Source organism: Streptomyces sp. SL06 (genome assembly GCF_058244745.1).
This window is the reverse complement of sequence record NZ_JBSYOT010000002.1, coordinates 4,875,957-4,896,382: the sequence shown is the minus strand read 5'-3', so window position 1 is coordinate 4,896,382 and position 20,426 is coordinate 4,875,957. Positions and strand designations below refer to the sequence as shown.

Genomic DNA, 20,426 nt, shown 5'->3' with positions numbered 1-20,426 from the left:
GGGCGCCCGGCCCGCACGGTCCGCTACGCCTCGCGCGAGCCCTCGTACATCTCCTCGATCAGATTCTTGTACTCCCGCTCCACCACCGGCCGCTTCAGCTTCAGGCTCGGCGTGATCTCGCCGTGCTCGACGTCCAGGTCCCGGGGCAGCAGGCGGAACTTCTTGATGGTCTGCCAGCGCTGGAGCCCCTCGTTGAGCTGCCGGACGTAGCCGTCGACCATCTCGACCGTCGCGGGTGCCGTGACGATCTCCGCGTACGGCTTGCCCTCCAGGCCGTTCTCCTTCGCCCACTGCGTGATCGCGGCCTCGTCGAGGGCGATCAGCGCGGAGCAGAAGTTCCGGTCGGCGCCGTGCACCAGGATGTTGGAGACGTACGGGCACACCGCCTTGAACTGCCCCTCGACCTCGGCGGGCGCGATGTACTTGCCGCCGGAGGTCTTGATGAGGTCCTTCTTGCGGTCGGTGATGCGCAGATAGCCGTCGGGCGACAGCTCGCCGATGTCACCGGTGTGCAGCCAGCCGTCCGACTCCAGCACCTCGGCGGTCTTCTCGGGCAGCTTGTGGTAGCCCTCCATGATGCCGGGGCCGCGCAGCAGGATCTCGCCGTCGTCCGCGATCCGCACCTCGGTGCCGGGCAGCGGCTTGCCGACCGTGCCGGTGCGGTAGGCCTCGCCGGGGTTCACGAAGGAGGCGGCGGAGGACTCGGTGAGGCCGTAGCCCTCCAGGATGTGGATGCCGGCGCCGGCGAAGAAGTAGCCGATCTCCGGGGCGAGGGCCGCCGAGCCCGAGACACAGGCGCGCAGCCGGCCGCCGAAGGCCTCGCGGATCTTGGCGTAGACGAGGGTGTCGGCGACCTTGTGCTTGGCGGCGAGGCCGAGGGGGGCGCTCGCGGTGCCGGTGCGCCTGAAGTTGTCCTGGGTGACCTTGGCGTACTCGCGGGCGACACCGGCGGCCCACTGGAAGATCTTGTACTTGGCGGCCCCGCCGGCCTTCGCCTTGGCGGCGACGCCGTTGTAGACCTTCTCGAAGATGCGCGGGACGGCCGCCATGTACGTGGGCCGCACGACCGGCAGATTCTCGATGATCTTGTCGACCCGGCCGTCGACGGCGGTGACGTGACCGATCTCGATCTGCCCCGAGGTCAGCACCTTGCCGAAGACGTGCGCGAGCGGCAGCCACAGGTACTGCACGTCGTCCCCGGTGATCAGACCGGTCGCGGCGATCGCCTTGGCCATGTACGACCAGCAGTCGTGCGGCAGGCGGACGCCCTTGGGCCGGCCGGTGGTGCCGGAGGTGTAGATGAGGGTGGCGAGCTGGTCCTTGGTCAGCGCGTCGACCCGCTTGCGGACCAGCTCCGGGTCCTTCTCCAGGCGGGCCGCGCCCCGGCGCTCCAGCTCGTCGAGGGTGAGGATCCAGTCCTCGTCGGTGTCGGCGCCGGTCGCGTCGATCACCACGACGTGGGTGAGGTCGGGCAGCTCCGCGCGCCGCTCCCTGGCCTTGGCGAGCTGCGCGGCGTCCTCCGCGATCAGCACCCGGCTCTCGGAGTCGGAGATGATGTACGCCGACTCCTCGACGTTGGTCTGCGGATAGACGGTGGTCGTCGCCGCGCCCGCGCACATGATGCCGAGGTCGGCGAGGATCCACTCCAGCCGGGTGGCGGAGGCCAGCGCCACGCGCTGCTGCGGCCGCACGCCCAGCTCGATCAGACCGGCCGCGATCGCGTAGACCCGCTCGGCCGCGCCCGCCCAGGTCAGCGACTTCCAGTCGTCCGGGCCCTCGCCCGAGGCCGGCGGCACCGGGTAGCGGTAGGCCTCGGCGTCCGGCGTGGCCGCCACCCGCTCCAGGAAGAGGCCCGCCACGGAGGGCGGACGGTTATCGATCAGTGTCTGTGTGTCGCTCACGACATCCTCCGGGCCCGCGACGGTGCGGCTGGCTCAGGTGCGGCTGGTTTCACTCTCGGGCGGTGTTCAGGCGATGGCCGGGGCGGCGCCCGACCACTTGTTTAACTCACGAGTAACTAAGGGGCAGGCATCAGAGTAAAGGGCGACCGGCCCCCACGTAAGAGCCCGCGCCCTGTCACTTCCTACAGAGGCCCGCCCATGACATGCGAAGGGACCCGCCGCACTTTCGTACGACGGACCCCTTCGTGTCCGTTTCGCCCGGACCCGGCGCGCGGTGCGGCGGCTACTTCTTGCCCTTGCCCGACCCCGCGTTGTCGTCGCTGGACAGGACCGCGATGAAGGCCTCCTGGGGAACCTCCACGGAACCCACCATCTTCATCCGCTTCTTGCCTTCCTTCTGCTTCTCCAGCAGCTTCCGCTTACGCGAGATGTCACCGCCGTAGCACTTGGCGAGGAACGTCCTTGCGGATGGCGCGGATGGTCTCGCGGGCGATCACCCGGGAGCCGATGGCGGCCTGGATGGGCACCTCGAAGGCCTGGCGCGGGATGAGTTCGCGCAGCTTGGCGACCAGCCGCACGCCGTACGCGTACGCCGCGTCCTTGTGGGTGATCGCCGAGAAGGCGTCCACCTTGTCGCCGTGCAGCAGGATGTCGACCTTGACCAGGCTGGAGGTCTGCTCGCCGGTGGGCTCGTAGTCCAGTGAGGCGTAACCGCGCGTCTTCGACTTCAGCTGGTCGAAGAAGTCGAAGACGATCTCGGCGAGCGGGAGGGTGTAGCGGATCTCCACCCGGTCCTCGGACAGGTAGTCCATGCCGAGCAGCGTGCCGCGCCGGGTCTGGCACAGCTCCATGATCGAGCCGATGAACTCGGTCGGCGCCAGGACGGTGGCGCGCACGACCGGCTCGTACACCTCGTTGATCTTGCCCTCGGGGAACTCGCTCGGGTTGGTGACGGTGTGCTCGGTGCCGTCCTCCATGATCACGCGGTAGACCACGTTGGGCGCGGTGGCGATCAGGTCGAGGCCGAACTCGCGCTCCAGCCGCTCGCGGATCACATCGAGGTGGAGCAGGCCGAGGAAGCCGACGCGGAAGCCGAAGCCGAGGGCGGCGGAGGTCTCCGGTTCGTAGACGAGGGCGGCGTCGTTGAGCTGGAGCTTGTCCAGCGCCTCGCGCAGCTCGGGGTAGTCCGAGCCGTCCAGCGGATACAGGCCGGAGAAGACCATGGGCCTGGGGTCCTTGTAGCCGCCGAGCGCCTCCTCGGCGCCCTTGTGCTGGCTGGTGACGGTGTCACCGACCTTGGACTGGCGGACGTCCTTCACACCGGTGATCAGATAGCCCACCTCGCCGACCCCGAGGCCGTCGGCGGCGAGCATCTCCGGCGAGTTGGTGCCGATCTCCAGCAGCTCGTGCGTGGCGCCGGTGGACATCATCCGGATCCGCTCGCGCCTGTTGAGCTGGCCGTCGATGACACGGACGTACGTCACGACGCCGCGGTAGGAGTCGTAGACGGAGTCGAAGATCATCGCGCGGGCGGGTGCGTCCTCGACGCCGACCGGGGCCGGGATCTCGGCGACGACCTTGTCCAGCAGCGCCTCGACGCCGAGCCCGGTCTTGGCGGAGACCTTGAGCACGTCGTCGGGGTCGCAGCCGACCAGGTTGGCCAGTTCCTCGGCGAACTTCTCGGGCTGCGCGGCCGGCAGGTCGATCTTGTTCAGCACGGGGATGATCGTGAGGTCGTTCTCCATCGCCAGGTAGAGGTTGGCGAGGGTCTGGGCCTCGATGCCCTGGGCGGCGTCCACGAGGAGGATGGTGCCCTCGCACGCGGCCAGCGACCGCGAGACCTCGTAGGTGAAGTCGACGTGCCCCGGCGTGTCGATCATGTTGAGGATGTGCGTGTCGCTCTTGTCGTGGGTCGGGGCCCACGGCAACCGCACCGCCTGGGACTTGATCGTGATGCCGCGCTCGCGCTCGATGTCCATGCGGTCGAGGTACTGGGCGCGCATCTGCCGCTGCTCGACCACTCCGGTGAGCTGGAGCATCCGGTCGGCGAGCGTGGACTTGCCGTGGTCGATGTGCGCGATGATGCAGAAGTTGCGGATCAGCGCCGGGTCGGTACGGCTGGGCTCGGGCACATGGCTGGGGATCGCGGGCACGCAGGGTCCTGATTCTTGAGGCGTCCGCAGTGTCTGCGGTCTCGGGTCGGATCGATACGTAGCCTCCATCGTCCCACGGGCGGGGAGCCGGGACCGGTCCGGGACGGGTCTGGGACGGGTCTGGGACGGGTTGCGGGCCGCTCGGGGCCGGGTTTGGGCCGCCCGGCGGGCCGCTGGTAGTGTGGGGCGCTGTGTCTCATGCCCCTCTCAGCATGAGGCGCTCCTTCAAGAAATCATCGGTGCGGGACCTTCGCGGCCCCGTGCCTGAACCTGCAAAGGCTCATTCGTGGCGAACATCAAGTCCCAGATCAAGCGGAACAAGACCAACGAGAAGGCCCGGCTGCGCAACAAGGCCGTCAAGTCCTCTCTGAAGACCGCGATCCGCAAGGCCCGCGAGGCCGCTGCCGCGGGTGACACCGAGAAGGCCGCCGAGTACCAGCGCGTCGCTTCGCGTCAGCTCGACAAGGCCGTCTCCAAGGGCGTCATCCACAAGAACCAGGCCGCCAACAAGAAGTCGGCGCTGGCGCAGAAGGTCGGCGCTCTCAAGGGCTGAATCCCTCATCTGGTCTGATCGCCGGAAGGACCCAGGGCGGGCCCTCTCTCATCCGCTCCCGTCCGGCACCCAGGATCCGTGCGCGGCCTGCGTTCGCCACGCGGGCACGGATCCCCGAGCTTGATCCGGAAGCCCCGGTGACCGCCCTTCCCCAGGACGGACACCGGGGCTTCCGGTCTGCGTCCGTGTCTGTGGCTGCGGCTGCGGCTGCGGCTGCGGCTGCGCGGAGCCTCTGGCCCAGGCTCAGGCCCGTCCTCGGGAGCGCGCGGCCCGTGCGATCGTCACCACGGCCTTCTCCAGGGCGTACTCGGGGTCGTCCCCGGCGCCCTTCACCCCGGCGTCCGCCTCCGCCACCGCGCGCAGGGCCACCGAAACGCCGTCCGGTGTCCAGCCGCGCATCTGCTGCCGGACGCGGTCGATCTTCCAGGGCGGCATCCCCAGCTCGCGGGCGAGGTCGGCGGGGCGTCCGCCGCGCGCGGAGGACAGCTTGCCGATGGCCCGCACGCCCTGCGCCAGCGCGCTGGTGATCAGCACCGGTGCCACCCCGGTCGCCAGCGACCAGCGCAGCGCCTCCAGCGCCTCCGCCGCGCGTCCCTCGACCGCCCGGTCGGCGACCGTGAAACTGGAGGCCTCGGCCCGGCCGGTGTAGTACCGCCCGACGATCGCCTCGTCGATCGTCCCCTCCACGTCGGCCGTGAGCTGGGACACCGCCGAGGCAAGCTCCCGCAGGTCGCTGCCGATCGCGTCGACCAGGCACTGGCACGCCTCGGGGGTGGCCGACCGCCCGGCGGTACGGAACTCCGAGCGCACGAAGGCCAGCCGGTCGGCGGGCTTCGTCATCTTCGGGCACGCCACCTCGCGCGCGCCCGCCTTGCGACCGGCGTCCAGCAGGCCCTTGCCCTTGGCGCCGCCCGCGTGCAGCAGGACGAGGGTGATCTCCTCGGCGGGTGCGCCGAGGTAGGCCTTGACGTCCTTGACCGTGTCGGCGGACAGGTCCTGCGCATCGCGTACGACCACCACCTTGCGCTCGGCGAAGAGCGAGGGGCTGGTCAGCTCGGCGAGCGTGCCGGGCTGCAACTGGTCGGGGGTGAGGTCGCGCACGTCCGTGTCGGCGTCGGCGGCCTTCGCGGCGGCCACCACCTCCTGCACGGCACGGTCGAGCAGGAGGTCCTCCTGGCCCACGGCAAGGGTCACCGGGGCGAGAGGGTCGTCGTTCGCAGTCTTCCTGGCCATCGCGACAAGCATCGCACGCACCACCGACAACGCGGCCCGCGGAGCCGGACCCCGGCACGGACCCGGACCCCGGCACGGACCCGGGCCCCGGCGCAGACCCGGACCCCGGCGCTACGGCTCCTCGCGCCAGCCCTCCCACTCCCCCGCGAACTCGTCGAGTTCGCGGGGATCCAGCCGCTCCCGCTCGTCGCGCAGGACGACGAGCCACTGGGCGTCCTCGGCGTCGTCCTCGCCGGCCAGGGCGTCCCGGACGAGTCGGGGTTCCTCGTCGAGCCCGAACCGCTCCCCGAGCGCCTGGGCCACCTCCTCCGCGGCGTCGCGGTCGGGCAGCACCAGCACATGTCTCACGTCACTCACGGGTGCCATTGTCGGACACCGGGCGGCGGACGAACCGCCGGGCCGGGTCACGGTCAGGTCCGGCACCCGGTCAGGCCCGGCACACGTCAGGTCCGGCACACGGTCAGACCTTGGGCACGATCTGCACGTCGAGGTCGATCCGGATGCTGGGTCCGACCACGGCGATGCCGCGCGCCAGCATGGTCTGCCAACTGACCGTGAAGTCGTCGCGGTGCAGCTCGGTGGTGGCACGGCAGGCCGCCCGCACCTCGCCCTCCATCCCGTTGCCGAGCCCGAGGTACTCGGCGTCCAGCGTGACCGTGCGGGTCACCCCGTGCAGCGACAACGCCCCCGTGACGGCCCACCGGTTGCCGCCGCGGTGCGTGAACCGCTCGCTGTAGAACTCCAGGGTCGGAAAGCGCTGCACGTCCAGGAAGTCGGCCGACCGCAGGTGGTCGTCGCGCATCTTCACATTGGTGTCGATGGACGCCGCGTCGATCACCACGTGCATCGCCGACCGCTCCATCTCGTCGGCGATCCGCACCGCGCCCGCGAAGGAGTTGAACCGGCCGTGGATCCGGGCCAGCCCGATGTGCCGCGCGGTGAACGCGATCGAGGAGTGCGCCGGCTCGATCTCCCAGTCGCCCGGCGCGGGCAGCTCCGGCGGCTCGGCCACCTGCAAGGTCACGTCGCCGAGCGAGGCGAGCGAGTCCTCGGTGACCGTCGCGGTGGCCCGGTACGGCGTGTAGCCCTCGGCGGACACCGCGAGCCGGTACTCCCCGGCGGGCACCGTCGCCACGAACGACCCGAAGGGATCGGTGCCCCCGCCGACCACCCTGCGCCCCATGGTGTCGCTCACCGCGAACTCCGCGTTCACCACCGGCTCGCTGACGGGGTCCAGGACGCGGCAGCTCAGCACTCCCGCGTTCGGCGGGGTGTGCACCGACGCCAGGGGACCCGTCCGTTGCATCCGCTTCGTACGGCTTCCCAGCAAGCGGCCGATCATCTGCGACACCTTCTGTACGACATGAGAAACCTGGTTGGCGAAGATACATTCGATCACCGATGGGGCTTTCGAGGCAACACGGGACCACATTGCGGGAAACCGGCGCATGTGCTGGGAGTGCGGACGAGTGGCACCCTGTGGCCCGATATCGCCGCACCGAACCGGATTCCTCACCGTCGGGACGCAGTTGGCCCTCGGCCACCCGCCACCTCCAGCGTCCCGCCCGTGCCGGCGACCGCCAGCGCCCCGTCCCGGTCCGTGCGCAGGACCATCGCCCCCTGGGCGCGCAGCGCCGCGACCGTGCCGGGCGCCGGGTGCCCGTAGCTGTTGCCCTCGCCGCAGCTGATGAGCGCCAGCCGCGGCGCCGCCTTCCGTATGAGCCCCGGGTCCTGGTGGGCGGAGCCGTGGTGCGCCACCTTCAAAACGTCCACGCCTTCCAGCTCCGGTGCCGCCGGGGACCGCGCCAACTCCCGCTGGGCCGGGGGCTCCAGGTCGCCGAGCAGCAGCAGCCGCAGTCCCGCGGTCCGCACCACAAGGGTGACACTGGCGTCATTGGGCCCCTCCAGGCCCGGCCGCGGACCGGCGGGCGGCCACACCACCTGCCAGGACAGCGGGCCGGACCGCCGCTGTTCGCCGGCGGCGGCGTACCGCAGGGGGATCCGCCGTGCCGCCGCCTGTGCGCGGACGGCCTCGGCCTGGTCCGCGGGCTCTTCGAGGGCGGTCGTCTCGATCGCGCCCACCGAACGCCCCCGCAACACCCCGGGCAGCCCCGCCGCGTGGTCGGCGTGGAAGTGGGTGAGCACCACGAGGGGGACGCGGGTGATGCCGAGCGAGCGCAGACAGCGGTCCACCAGCGCCGGGTCGGGGCCCGCGTCCACGACCACGCCCGTCCCCTCCCCCGCCGCGAGCACCATCGCGTCGCCCTGTCCCACGTCGCACATCGCCATCCGCCAGCCCGGCGGGGGCCACCCCTTGATCAGCCGGGCCAGCGGCGGCGGTTGCACCACCGCCAGTGCAAGCAGCAGCGCGCAGACACCGCACCACCAGGGATGCCTCAGCAGCCGCCGGCCGACGAGCAGCACACCCGCCGTGGCCAGGGCGAGCAGCGCGGCCCCGGTCCAGCTCCCCGGCCAGTCCACACCCGCGCCGGGCAGCGCGGCGCCGCCCCGGGCGGTGGCGGCGATCCACCGGGCCGGCCAGCCTCCGCACCAGGCGAGCCCCTTGGCCACCGGCATCGCGAACGGTGCCGCCGCCAGCGCCGCGAAGCCCAGCACCGTGGCCGGGGCGACCGCGAACTCCACGAGCAGGTTGCACGGCACCGCCACCAGGCTCACCCGCGCCGACAGCACGGCGACGACCGGCGCGCACAGGGCCTGCGCCGCACCCGCCGCGGCCAGCGCCTCCGCGAGCCGTGGCGGAACCCTGCGCCGGCGCAGGGCCGCGCTCCAGCGCGGGGCGACGGTGAGCAGCGCCCCGGTGGCCAGCACGGAGAGCAGGAGGCCGTAACTGCGGGCCAGCCAGGGGTCGTAGAGCACCAGCAGCAGCACGGCCGTCGCCAGCGCCGGGAGCAGGGATCTGCGGCGTCCGGTGGCCAGGGCGAGCAGGGCGACGGACCCGCAGGCGGCGGCCCGCAGCACGCTCGGGTCGGGTCGGCACACGACGACGAAGGCCAGGGCGAGCACCCCGCCGAGCAGCGCGGTCGTCCGCAGGGAGATGCCGAGGCGGGGCGCGAGCCCTCGGCGTTCACTGCGCTGGGCCAGTCCGGGCGGTCCGAGCAGCAGGGCGAGCACGATCGAGAGGTTGGCCCCGGAAACGGCCAGCGTGTGCGTGAGGTCGGTCTCCCTGAACGCCTGCTCCAGCTCCGGTGTGACACGTGAGGTGTCCCCGACGACCAGCCCCGGCAGCAGCGCCCGCGCGTCCGTCGGCAGTCCGTCGGTCGCCTCGCGCAGCCCGGCCCGCAACCGCCCCGCCAGCCGCTGCGCGCCCGACGCCTCGGCCACCACCCGCGGCCCCTCCCGACCGGCCCGTACCTTCAGCACGGCGGCGATCCGGTCCCCGCTCGACCTCGCGGGCGCCGCACGGGCGGTGACGCGGAGCCGCGTGGTCGGCAGCAGTTCCAGCCAGCGCGCGGGGCCGGGCCCGGCACGGGTCTGCCGTGGGTCCTGCGGGGCGTCCGGGGAGACGCGGCTCGCGTCTCCCTCGTCCACGTCGACGAGGAGCAGCACCGGCGTGCGGGTGGCCACCGCCGTACCGCCCGCCCGCGTCACCCGCCGTACGTCGGCCCGGATCAGCACCGTGGGCGCGACGGCGCGCCCGCCCCGGACCCGGGGCCGGGTGAGGCGGGGGTCGGCGGTGACCTCCACCTCGGCGGTGACGGTGGCGTACTGCCGTGCCGGCGCGGGCACGGGTCCCCTGCGCAGGTCCGCGCCGTGCAGCGCGGCCGAGGTGGCGGACGCGGCCACGCAGAGCAGCAGGGCGGCGACCGCCGCGTGGGGCCGCCCGCGCGACCGCCGACACATGCCTTCACACGTCCGCCCGCGCGACCGCCCGCACGGCCCCCCGCGCGAGCGTCCACACGTCCGTCCGCTCGTCCCGCCGCGCGTCGTGCGCCGCCCCCGTGCCGCGCCCAGCAGCAGTGCCCCGGCCAGGGCCAGGCTGCCGGTCACGACGCCCACGGCCCAGCCGGCCGGCACACCCAGTACCAGCGCCGCCGTCACCCAGGCGGCGAGCGCGGGCGGCACCAGGCGCAGGTCTGCCGGACCCTCCTGCCGGGGGTGGGCCGCGCCGAGCCGGTGCCCGGAAGCGGCGTGCACGGCGGCACGCGTGGACGCCCCGGGGACGGCGGGCTCTCCCGGCTCGCTCGGCCCCGCCGGTCCACCGGCCCCCTCCCCGACGCCGGTGGCGAAGCCTGCGTCGGCGTCGGCGTCGGCACCGGGCCTGCCGTCGGCCCCCACCCCGTCCGCCGCCCACCGACCCGCGTCGGTCGTGTCCGTGCTCATGGCCGTACGAGGTCCCGCAGGTCGGCGAAGCGGCGCTCGCCGATCCCGTTGACCTCCCGCAGTTCGTCCACCGAACGGAAGCCGCCGTGCCGGGTGCGGTAGTCGATGATGTGCTGGGCCAGCACCGGGCCGACGCCCGGCAAGGTGTCGAGCTGGTCGGCGGTCGCCGTGTTGAGGGAGACCGGTGCCCCGGGTGCCGCCCCCGCCGCCGGGCCGCCCGGAGCGACCGGCCCGCCCGGGGCGGCGCCGTCCGGTCCGGCCCCCGGGACCGACGCGGGAGTCCCGACGAGCACCTGCTCGCCGTCCACCAGGAAGCGGGCCCGGTTCAGTCCCTCGGTCTTCGTGCCGGGCCGCACGCCTCCGGCGGCCCGCAGGGCGTCGTCGACGCGTGAACCGGCCGGGAGGCGGTGGATTCCGGGCTTGCGGACCTTGCCGCCGACATCCACCACGATCTCCGCCCCGGGCGTGGCCCCGAGCGTGGCCGGGGACGCGGCCTCGGGCCCGCCGGGCGTGGGTCCCGCTCCGGCCGCCTTGCCGTCTTCTCCCCCGGCTCCGAAGGCCGCCGCCTCCCGCACCACCTCCGGTGCCGGCACCGGCCGGGTGCGGCCGGTCCAGAAGTGCTGCGCCGCGAGGACCGCCGCGACGACGAGCAGCACCGTGAGCGCGGCCACACTGCGCCGCTCCAGTGCGCACCGCGTCTGCAGCCACAGCGGCATCCGCTCCCGAAGTGCCTGCCCGGCCCGCTCCCGCCAGGCCACCCCGGCGCCGCCGACGACCGGCCGCTCCTCGCCCGCTCCTCCCCCTCCTTCTGCCTCTCCGCTCCCGGACAGCGGCGGCCCCTTCCCCGACTCACCCCGCTCTCCGGTGGGTTCGGCATGTCCGGCGGGCCCGGTGAAGAGCGCCTCGGCTCGCCGTCGCAGCTCCTCCGCGGGCGCGTGCCCGCCCCCGTGCCGGGCGCGGCCGAGGGAGTGGGAGGGGTGCGGGCGGCGGTGGCGGGACCGGCCGTCGGAGGCCGGTGCGCGACCCGGGCCGCTGGTCGCGGACGATGTGCGTGGGCGTGATCGAAGAGCCATGCGACGAGGGTCGGACACCCCGGCACATTCGCGATGATCATGCTCAATTCCCGGGGACTACCACCGGGTTGTGGAAAACTCGGCCCCTCGCACGGGTGACCCGGCAGCCCCGGCCCGCCCGAGCACCCCAAGCCCCTCCGCACCTCCCACAGGCCCCGCCCCTCACCGCGAAGAGACCACAACCCCCAGCAACCCGGGCCCCGTATGCGCCCCGATCACCGCGCCGACCTCGCTCACATGCAGGGCGGCCAGGCCGGGGACCCGGTCCCGCAGGCGGTCCGCAAGGGCCGCGGCCCGGTCGGGGGCGGCGAGATGGTGGACGGCGATGTCGACGGGCGCGCCGCCCGCCCGGTCGGCGGCGATCTCCTCCAGCCGGGCGATGGCCCTGGACGCGGTCCTGACCTTCTCCAGGGGCTCGATACGGCCGCCGCTCAACTGGAGCAGCGGCTTCACCGCGAGGGCGGAGCCGAACAGGGCCTGGGCCGCCCCGATCCGGCCGCCGCGGCGCAGATAGTCGAGGGTGTCGACGTAGAAGTAGGCGGAGGTGCCGGCGGCCCGCTTCTCGGCGGCCGTGACGGCCTCGTCCACGGTGCCGCCCGCCTCCGCCGCCTCCGCCGCGGCGAGCGCGCAGAATCCGAGGGCCATCGCGATCATCCCGGTGTCCACGACGCGCACCGGAACCTCCGCCTCGCGCGCGGCGACGACGGCCGCGTCGTGCGTACCGGAGAGTTCGGCGGACAGGTGGAGGGAGACGATGCCGTCGGCGCCGGACTCGGCGATCCTCCGGTAGGTCTCGGCGAAGAGTTCGGGGCCGGGCCTGGAGGTGGTGACGGGCCGGCGCTTCTGCAGGGCCTCGGCCAGGGAGCGGGTCGAGATCTCGGTGCCCTCCTCCAGCGCCCGGTCGCCCAGGACGACGGTCAGGGGTACCGCGGTGATGCCGTGCCGCTCCATCGTCCGGGCCGGGAGGTAGGCCGTTGAATCCGTGACGATCGCGACATGGCGGGACATGAGCTGGAGGTTACCTGGCGTAGCGGCCCCGCGGCAGTCCGGCCCCCGCGCCGGGACGTCCACAGGGCCCTGATCAGGTCGTGCTCTCCGGCCGGGACTTCTTCTGCCAGGGGTACACGGGGCTCGGTCCCTGGGGGGTGATGGCAGGCCGGGAGGGTTCCTCCGCCGGCTCCCGGCGCGGGGCCCCGGGCCAACTCTGCGGGGTGGCCGGGGTGTCGGCGGCCGGGGCCTCGGGCCACTCCGGCGGCGCGGCGGCGGGCTCGCTCCGTGTCCAGTGCCGAAGGGCACCGGCCTCGACGTTGATCTGGCTGCTCAGCGAGTCCAGCTCGTCGTCGGCGAACCGACGGGCCCGGTCCCGGGCCGCCCAGCGCAGGGCCTCCGCCGACCGGGTGATGCGCTCGGTGCGCTCGCGCAGCGCGGGCAGCAGCCCGCCGACCGTGACCCGGTCCGGGTCGGCCTCCAGCCGCCTCAGCTCGCCGTCCAGCTCGAACCCGTGCGCGCTGAGCCGCTCGAAGAGGGCGAGGGACTCTCTGAGGGAGGCGTCCTCGGCCACGGCCGCGTGCAGCGCGTCCTGCGTGGACCGCATCGAGGTGCGCAGCGACAGCCGCAGCTGTGCCAGCTCGCCCGCCGGGCCCACCTGGACGAGGGACTTGGCCCGCAGGGTGTGGTCCTCGACCGTGCGGCGGGCCTGGGTGATGCCGCGGTCCACGGTGCGCTTGGCCGCACCGACGGCCTTCACCGTGGCGTAGACACCGAGCACGACGGCGAGCAGGAAGAGCAGGGCGAAGACTGTGATGGCCGCTTCCACGAAGCTCCTCCTCCGAGCGTCCGGCCCGCGGGCCGGCGGGCCGACGGCACGGCATGCGTCGCGCCGCTCTTCCACGGTAAACGCAACGGGCGGGTCCGAGGTTCCGGCGGAACCCCGAACCTGCCCCGTAACCGACCCGGACCGGACCCGGACGCGACCCTGCCGACACCCGTAGGGGACTGCCCCGAGAGGCCCGCTCCCGCCGGGCAAAGACAATCCAGCGGAGACGATCCGGGCGAGGACGATCCAAGTGAGGAGGATCTAGGCGGGAACGATGTTCACCAGCTTCGGCGCCCGCACCACGACCTTGCGGATCCCGGCCCCGCCCAGCGCGGCCACGACCTTCTCGTCGGCCAGCGCCGCCTTCTCCAGGTCTCCCTCGGAGATGGCCGGGTCGACCTCCAGCCGCGCCTTGACCTTGCCCTTGATCTGGACGACGCAGGTCACGGTCTCGTCGACGACGTAGGCGGGGTCGGCGACCGGGAAGTCCTGGTGCACCACCGAGTCGGTGTGCCCCAGCTTGCGCCACAGCTCCTCGGCGACGTGCGGGGCCAGCGGCGCGACCAGCAGCACCAAGGGCTCGGCGACGGTCCGCGGCACCGGTCCGCCCACCTTCGTCAGGTGGTTGTTCAGCTCGGTGACCTTGGCGATGGCGGTGTTGAAGCGCATGCCCTCCAGGTCCTGCCGTACGCCGTCGATCGCCTTGTGCAGGGCGCGCAGGGTGTCCTCGTCGGCGTCGGCGTCGGTGTCGACGGTCACCTCGCCCGTCGTCTCGTCGACGACGTTGCGCCACAGCCGCTGAAGCAGCCGGAACTGGCCCACCACCGCGCGCGTGTCCCACGGCCGGGAGACGTTGAGCGGGCCCATCGCCATCTCGTACAGGCGCAGGGTGTCGGCGCCGTACTCGGCGCAGATCTCGTCGGGGGTGACCGCGTTCTTCAGGGACTTGCCCATCTTGCCCAGCAGCCGGGATACCCGCTCGCCCTGGTGGTAGTAGGCGCCGTCGCGCTCCTCGACCTCGGCGGCCGGCACCGCGATGCCGCGGCTGTCGCGGTAGACGTAGGCCTGGATCATGCCCTGGTTGAACAGCTTGTGGAACGGTTCGGCGGAGGAGATGTGCCCCAGGTCGAACAGGACCTTGGACCAGAAGCGTGCGTACAGCAGGTGCAGTACGGCGTGCTCGGCGCCGCCGACGTACAGGTCGACGCCGCCGTGCGGCAGGCCCTCACGGGGGCCCATCCAGTACTTCTCGATCTCCGGGTCGACCAGTTGCCTGTCGTTGTGCGGGTCCAGGTAGCGCAGCTCGTACCAGCAGGAGCCGGCCCAGTTGGGCATGGTGTTGGTCTCGCGCCGGTACTTCTTCGGGCCGTCGCCCAGGTCCAGGGTGACGTTCACCCAGTCCTCGTTGCGCGACAGCGGGGTCTCGGGGCGGGTGTCGGCGTCGTCCGGGCCGAAGGTGCGCGGGGAGTAGTCCTCGACCTCGGGCAGCTCCAGCGGCAGCATCGACTCGGGCAGGGGGTGGGCGATGCCGTCCTCGTCGTAGACGATGGGGAAGGGCTCGCCCCAGTAGCGCTGGCGGCTGAACAGCCAGTCGCGCAGACGGAAGTTGACGGTGCCCGCACCGGCGCCGGTGCGCTCCAGCCACTCGGTGACGCGTTCCTTGGCCTCGGCGACGCCCAGGCCGTCCAGGCTGATCTCGCCGTTCGACGAGTTCATGATCTTCGCGTCGTAGGAGCCGAAGGCGTTCTCCCACGTCGCCGGGTCGGTGCCCCGGCCGTCGGTGGGCTCGACGACGCAGCGGATCGGCAGCTCGAAGGCGCGGGCGAACTCGAAGTCGCGCTGGTCGCCCGCCGGCACGGCCATGATCGCGCCGGTGCCGTAGCCCATCAGCACGTAGTCGGCGATGAACACGGGGACCCGCTCGCCGTTGACCGGGTTCGTCGCGTAGGTGCCGATGAAGACGCCGGTCTTGTCCTTGGCCTCGGCCTGCCGCTCCACGTCCGACTTCGAGGCGGCCTGCGCGCGGTACGCCGCGACGGCCTCGGTCGGGGTGGCGTGGCCGCCGGTCCACACCTCGTGCGTGCCCTCGGGCCAGGCGGCCGGGGTGAACTTCTCGACCAGCGGGTGCTCGGGCGCCAGCACCATGTAGGTGGCGCCGAACAGGGTGTCCTGGCGGGTGGTGAAGACGGTGATGCGCTCGCCGTCGACGGGGAAGTCGACACGGGCGCCCTCGGAGCGGCCGATCCAGTTGCGCTGCTGCAACTTGATGGCCTCGGGCCAGTCCAGCGCGTCCAGGTCGTCAAGGAGCCGGTCGGCGTAGGCGGTGATGCGCATGTTCCACTGGCGCAGCTTGGACTTGAAGACGGGGAAGTTGCCGCGCTCGGAGCGGCCGTCGGCGGTGACCTCCTCGTTGGCCAGTACGGTGCCCAGGCCGGGGCACCAGTTGACGGGCGCGTCGGAGGCGTAGGCCAGGCGGAACCCGCCCAGTACGTCGGCGCGCTCGGCTTCGCCCAGCGTGTCCCAGGCGCGTCCCGGGTGGCCCGGGACCGCCCGCTCACCGGACTGGAACTGGGCGACCAGCTCGGCGATCGGGCGGGCCCTGCGCGCCTCGTCGTCGTACCAGGAGTTGAAGATCTGCAGGAAGATCCACTGGGTCCACTTGTAGTACTCGGGGTCGATCGTGGCGAACGACCGGCGCCTGTCGTGGCCCAGCCCCAGCCGGCGCAGCTGGCTCTGCATGTTCTTGATGTTGGCCTCGGTGGACACGCGCGGGTGCGTGCCGGTCTGCACGGCGTACTGCTCGGCGGGCAGGCCGAAGGCGTCGAAGCCCAGGGTGTGCAGGACGTTGTGGCCGGTCATCCGCTGGAAGCGGGCGAAGACGTTGGTGGCGATGTACCCCAGGGGGTGGCCGACGTGCAGGCCCGCACCGGAGGGGTAGGGGAACATGTCCATGATGAACTTCTTGGGCCTGGCGACCAGCTCGGGGTCGCCCGCCAGGTCACCCTTGGGGTTCGGTGCCGCGTACGTCCCCTCGGCGTCCCAGAAGTCCTGCCAGCGTGCCTCGATCTCGGCGGCCACGGCGGCCGTGTAGCGGTGCGGCGCGGCGTCCGACTGCACAGGGGCGGTCGCCGCGGGGTTCGTCTCGCTCATGATCCTCAAAGCTCCATCGATCGTCTCTGCCAGCGGCTGCGACCTTCATGACCAGCGGCTGCGATGGCCGGGAAATGAAAAATCCCCTCGCACAGGAGGGGACGCCGCGCCGATTCCGGCCACCGGACTACGACCGGGGCCGGGACTGATCAGCGCGGCTCGCTAAGCAGAAGGCGTACGGCACGCATGGCGTCAGAGTACCGCAGTCGTCGAGCGGGACGCGACGGGCTCGGCGGCCGTCGATGCCCCCGCCCCGGGGCGGCAAACCTGAACAATGGTCAAAGATTACTTCGCGTAACGACAGCTAAGGGGACATCCCTACAAGCGCACTGTCGTTTGATAACGACGCAATAACTCAAACGTCGTACCCACGGGTATCACGCCACTTAGAGTGCGGCAGCGGGACCGCTTTCCCGAACCGCTCCGGAGTTGCCCCCATGAACCCTCCCCCGATCCATCCTCGCGACAACAGCTCGCCGCCTCCCCTCGCGTCCCTGACGTGGGGAGGTCTGCCCTCATGACGAACAGCACGATGGGCGACACCATCGCCGAGTTCCTGAACTTCGGCGCCGGCGTGCTCTCCCTCGTCTTCCTCAGCTGCTCGGTGATCTGGGGACTCGTCGCCCAGGACCGGGTCATCCTCGACACCCGCCGGCGGATCCTGGCCCAGGCGGTGCACCGGAGCACCGCCGTCGCCTCGATCGTGTTCCTGCTGGTGCACATAGGGATCAAACTGGCGCTGGACCACACCACCTGGGTCGCCGCCGTGCTCCCGTTCGGACTCCTGGCCACGGACGACGAGGAGTTCGGCGGCCGGGCCGTCCTCATCGGCCTCGGCACCCTGGCCAGCACGCTCATGATCTTCGTGGGCGTCACCGGCGTCCTGCGCAACCGCTTCGCGTCCCCGGCCCCCGTGGCCGCCCGCTGGCGGGCCATGCACATGCTCGCCTACCCGGCGTGGTGCCTGGCCCTGATCCACGGCCTCTACGCGGGTCGCGCGGCGAAGCCGATCTTCACCATCCTGTACGGCCTGTCCCTGCTCGGCGTCATGGCGGCCCTGGCGCTGCGTGCGGCGCCGACGCCGGTCAAGCGCAAGGTCGCCGACGCGATCACCGGCTTCCTCGGGACCGCGGAGCGGCCGGTCCGCGAGGAACGGGAGGAGGGCCGGACCCGGGCGACGGACACCTCCGCACTGCCGGGCTACGAGCGCTCCGGGGCACCCCGGCCGCGCGGCACGTCCCCGTCCGCACCCCGGTACGAAACCGCGGAGCGCCTCACTCCGCAAGAGCCCGCGCACGGCTTCGCGGCGGCCTACCGCGCCGTCACCCCGCCTCCGGGCGCGGGCCGGCCACCGCTGACGGCCGACCCGGCGGCGGCCGGCCAGCCGCCGCCGGACATGCGGCCCACCGAGGCGATGCCCGTCATGGACGCCGGCGGCAGCACCTCGGGCAGCTGGCCCGTCCCCTCGCCGCCGCCGGTCGGCGAGGCACCCCAGTCGGTCTACGACCCGCTCAACGACACGGGACATACCATCCCCGTCTATGGCAATCCGGCCGCCTCGGGGTACGGCTCAAGTGACGTGTACGACACCCGTGAGACGAACGCCGTCTACGACACGTACTACCCCAACGACACGTACAACAGCGGTCCCGCCACTGAACCAACCCCCGGTGCGCCGTCGTCGTCCCACGACTTCGACGCACCGGGTTCGGGCGAACCTTGGAACACGCCTTCCGGAGGCTTTAAGTGAACGAGGCCCTGCCCGACGTACCCGAAGTCCGCGTGGTCGGCCTTCCCCAGCTCACGTCGGGTTTCGACCTTGTCGAGCGCCTGGATCTGCCCATGCACCTCAAGGTGCACGGGCCGCTCGAACCGCTGGGCGGCGAACAGCTCGCCCAGCTCTCCGAGCGCATCAACCTGAAGGGCCGCGGCGGCGCGGGCTTCCCCTTCCACAAGAAGCTGCGCTCGGTCGCCGAGGCGGCGATCAAACGCGGCGTACGGCCGGTCGTGGTCGTCAACGGCAGCGAGGACGAACCGGCCTGCCGCAAGGACACGGTGCTCATCAACCGTGCCCCGCACCTGATCCTGGACGGCGCGCTGCTGTGCGCCGAGGCCATGGGCGCGCGCACCCTGGTCATCGGGGTCACCCGTGAGTCCACGCAGCGCTCCATGGAGGCCGCGCTCGCCGAACGCGGCCTGAGCAACGGACGCCGCTCCGCCCTGCGCGCCCGTGTGCAGCGCAACCCGGTGCGCATGGTCACCGGCGCGGCGGCCTCGCTGATCCGCTCCGTCGACGGCGGCCCGGCGATCCCGCCCGGCCGCAAGGTCAGCGCGTCCCGCAGCGGCGTCGGCGGCGCGCCGACCCTGCTGTCCAACGCCGAGACCTTCGCCCAGTTGGCGATCGCCGCCCGCATCGGCCCGGAGCGCTACGGCAACACCGGCCTGTACGACGAGCCGGGCACCGTCATGCTCACCGTCTCCGGCGCGGTCGCCCGCCCGATGGTGATCGAGGTCCCCACGGGCGTGCCGCTGCGCTACGTGCTCCAGTTGGCCGGCGCCCCGCCGGTGCCGCAGGGCGTGCTGACCGGCGGTTACCACGGCAAGTGGATCGACTCGGCCACCGTGGACGAGGCGATCGTCTCCCGCAACTCCCTTCAGCAGGTGGGCGGCGCGCTCGGCGCGGGCGCGATCCTGCCGATCAGTCAGGAGACCTGCCCGCTGGGCGAGTCGCTGCGGGTGGCGCAGTGGCTGGCGGAGGAGAGCGCGGGCCAGTGCGGGCCCTGCTACCTCGGTCTGCCGGCCGCCGCGCGCGGTCTTGAGGACATTCTGAACGGCGGCGGCCCGGCCGCCCTGGAGGCGGTCAAGCAGGTCGCGAAGAACGTGAAGCGGCGCGGCGCCTGCTCGCACCCGGACGGCTCGGCGATGTTCCTGGAGTCGACCGTGAAGGCGTTCACGGACGACCTCGCCGCCCATGTCCTCGGCAACGGCTGCGGACGGCCCGTGGAGGGCGTTCTGCCGCTCTTCGAGGGCGGCCAGGCCCCCACGGGCATCCCGGGCGGCGGCGGGGAGGAGACCGGCCCCAGCCGCCAGAAGATCTACGTGGACTGGACGCTGTGCCGGGGCCACGGTCTGTGCGCGGACATCCTCCCGGAGGTCTTCCAGCTGGGCGCCGACGGCTTCCCGACCGTCGCGCAGGCCGACGTGCCGCGTTTCGCGGAGGCCAAGGCGGTCCGCGCGGTGCGCCGCTGCCCCGCGCTCGCCCTGCGCATCGAGGAGGACACCCGCGCGCAGGCGCCGGCCGCGCGCAACAACCTGCCGGTCCTGTCCCAGGGCCGCGGCCGCCGGGCACTCGGCCGCTGAGTCACGAACAAACCCCCCGGATCGGTGATCCGGGGGGTTTGCCGTGTGTTCTCGCCCAAGGCGTTCTTGCGAAGCCGAGGAGACTTGTGGAGCTAAGGAGAATTGAACTCCTGACCTCCTGCATGCCATGCAGGCGCTCTACCAACTGAGCTATAGCCCCTTGCCGTCTGCCGCCCGGTCTCCCCGGCGGCGACGCCAACATTACACGGTGGACCGGGCACAACACCAAATCGTTTCCGCTTTGCCCGTTTCACCCCTCGTGGGATGGGAAGAGTCGCTAGGCCGTGACGAACGAGTAGAACCGCTTGAGCGTGCAGTGCTCCTCCAGGAGCCGGCCGTAGATCGGCTCGCCCTCGAGTTCGCGGTACGTCTCGATCGGGTCGCCTTTTATGATCAGCGCCCGCGCGCACTCCTCGCACCAGTACTGGTAGTCCGGATTGAGCGGCTCCATGTCCCGCACGATCGGGGTGCCGCTGCCGCACCAGTCGCACTTCCGCCTGTGTGCACCCATCGTTCAGCTCCAGCTGTGGCCGCAGGCCGTGCACACGTACGAGATTCCGCCGTTGTCTCCGAGGACCTGGGCCACGTGCCCCGAACCGCAGGAAGGGCACCGGAGACGGGTGAGCGTGTTCCGTGCCACCGCTCCGCCGAGGAGGTGACCGACCTCCTCGAGGATGCTCGCAGGCATCGCCACTCCCTCCCGTCGGGTCGCGGTCCCCTTCCGGCCGTTTGATTCTGCCACGGCCGGGCCAATACGGTCAGCGACGCCTCAGTACCAGTCCGGACACGGAGTCTCACAGAGGTATACGCCTGTGGGACGCCTGTTGCTCAAGTGATCGCAAACGA

The 20,426-nt window shown here is 72.2% G+C and carries 13 protein-coding genes, 1 tRNA gene and 1 pseudogene; 3 read left to right on the top strand and 12 right to left on the bottom strand.

From position 1 onward, the window contains the following. Nucleotides 1-23: 23 nt before the first annotated feature. Nucleotides 24-1,901, bottom strand: a complete 1,878-nt coding sequence (locus AC4IHM_RS22355; RefSeq protein ID WP_490868782.1) for an AMP-dependent synthetase/ligase — start codon at nt 1,899-1,901, stop codon at nt 24-26. Between the two features lie 283 nt (nt 1,902-2,184). Beyond that, nucleotides 2,185-4,054 (bottom strand): annotated as a pseudogene (lepA, locus tag AC4IHM_RS22350) (translation elongation factor 4). Nucleotides 4,055-4,340: 286 nt separating this feature from the next. Between lepA and rpsT the strand changes: the two are divergent. Beyond that, nucleotides 4,341-4,607: a 30S ribosomal protein S20 gene (gene rpsT / locus AC4IHM_RS22345; RefSeq protein ID WP_490868781.1), complete on the top strand. Its 267-nt coding sequence runs from the start codon at nt 4,341-4,343 to the stop codon at nt 4,605-4,607. 243 nt (nt 4,608-4,850) lie between these two features. Here the strand turns inward: rpsT and holA are convergent, their stop codons facing one another. From holA to leuS, 8 genes are all read right to left on the bottom strand, one after another. After that, nucleotides 4,851-5,840 carry a DNA polymerase III subunit delta gene (gene holA / locus AC4IHM_RS22340; RefSeq protein WP_490868780.1) on the bottom strand — a complete coding sequence of 330 codons (990 nt, stop codon included), beginning with the start codon at nt 5,838-5,840 and terminating at the stop codon, nt 4,851-4,853. Nucleotides 5,841-5,951: 111 nt separating this feature from the next. Then, on the bottom strand, nt 5,952-6,197 hold the full coding sequence (locus AC4IHM_RS22335; protein ID WP_490868779.1) for a hypothetical protein: 246 nt from the start codon (nt 6,195-6,197) through the stop codon (nt 5,952-5,954). A 103-nt stretch (nt 6,198-6,300) separates the two neighbouring features. Continuing rightward, on the bottom strand, nt 6,301-7,182 hold the full coding sequence (locus AC4IHM_RS22330; protein WP_490868778.1) for a YceI family protein: 882 nt from the start codon (nt 7,180-7,182) through the stop codon (nt 6,301-6,303). Nucleotides 7,183-7,352: 170 nt separating this feature from the next. Continuing rightward, complete coding sequence (locus AC4IHM_RS22325) at nt 7,353-10,181, bottom strand: ComEC/Rec2 family competence protein (RefSeq protein ID WP_490868777.1); 2,829 nt, start codon at nt 10,179-10,181, stop codon at nt 7,353-7,355. Further along, nucleotides 10,178-11,254: a ComEA family DNA-binding protein gene (locus AC4IHM_RS22320; protein ID WP_490868776.1), complete on the bottom strand. Its 1,077-nt coding sequence runs from the start codon at nt 11,252-11,254 to the stop codon at nt 10,178-10,180. Before AC4IHM_RS22320 ends, AC4IHM_RS22325 begins: the two co-directional genes overlap by 4 nt. Before the next feature lie 162 nt (nt 11,255-11,416). Further along, the gene (locus tag AC4IHM_RS22315; RefSeq protein WP_490868775.1) at nt 11,417-12,262 is read right to left on the bottom strand and encodes a DegV family protein; all 846 of its coding nucleotides are present in this window, start codon (nt 12,260-12,262) and stop codon (nt 11,417-11,419) included. 73 nt (nt 12,263-12,335) lie between these two features. After that, nucleotides 12,336-13,070: a hypothetical protein gene (locus AC4IHM_RS22310; protein WP_490868774.1), complete on the bottom strand. Its 735-nt coding sequence runs from the start codon at nt 13,068-13,070 to the stop codon at nt 12,336-12,338. Between the two features lie 261 nt (nt 13,071-13,331). After that, the gene (gene leuS, locus AC4IHM_RS22305; protein ID WP_490868773.1) at nt 13,332-16,220 is read right to left on the bottom strand and encodes a leucine--tRNA ligase; all 2,889 of its coding nucleotides are present in this window, start codon (nt 16,218-16,220) and stop codon (nt 13,332-13,334) included. A gap of 517 nt (nt 16,221-16,737) precedes the next feature. Between leuS and AC4IHM_RS22300 the strand changes: the two genes are divergently transcribed. Then, on the top strand, nt 16,738-17,970 hold the full coding sequence (locus AC4IHM_RS22300; RefSeq protein ID WP_490868772.1) for a cytochrome b/b6 domain-containing protein: 1,233 nt from the start codon (nt 16,738-16,740) through the stop codon (nt 17,968-17,970). Then, on the top strand, nt 17,967-19,580 hold the full coding sequence (locus AC4IHM_RS22295; RefSeq protein WP_490868771.1) for an NADH-ubiquinone oxidoreductase-F iron-sulfur binding region domain-containing protein: 1,614 nt from the start codon (nt 17,967-17,969) through the stop codon (nt 19,578-19,580). The genes AC4IHM_RS22300 and AC4IHM_RS22295 overlap by 4 nt, the downstream gene beginning before the upstream one ends. A gap of 87 nt (nt 19,581-19,667) precedes the next feature. Here AC4IHM_RS22295 and AC4IHM_RS22290 read toward each other — a convergent pair. Next, nucleotides 19,668-19,740, bottom strand: a tRNA-Ala gene (locus AC4IHM_RS22290). 117 nt (nt 19,741-19,857) lie between these two features. Further along, the gene (locus tag AC4IHM_RS22285) at nt 19,858-20,091 is read right to left on the bottom strand and encodes a hypothetical protein (protein ID WP_019523121.1); all 234 of its coding nucleotides are present in this window, start codon (nt 20,089-20,091) and stop codon (nt 19,858-19,860) included. Nucleotides 20,092-20,426: the final 335 nt, after the last annotated feature.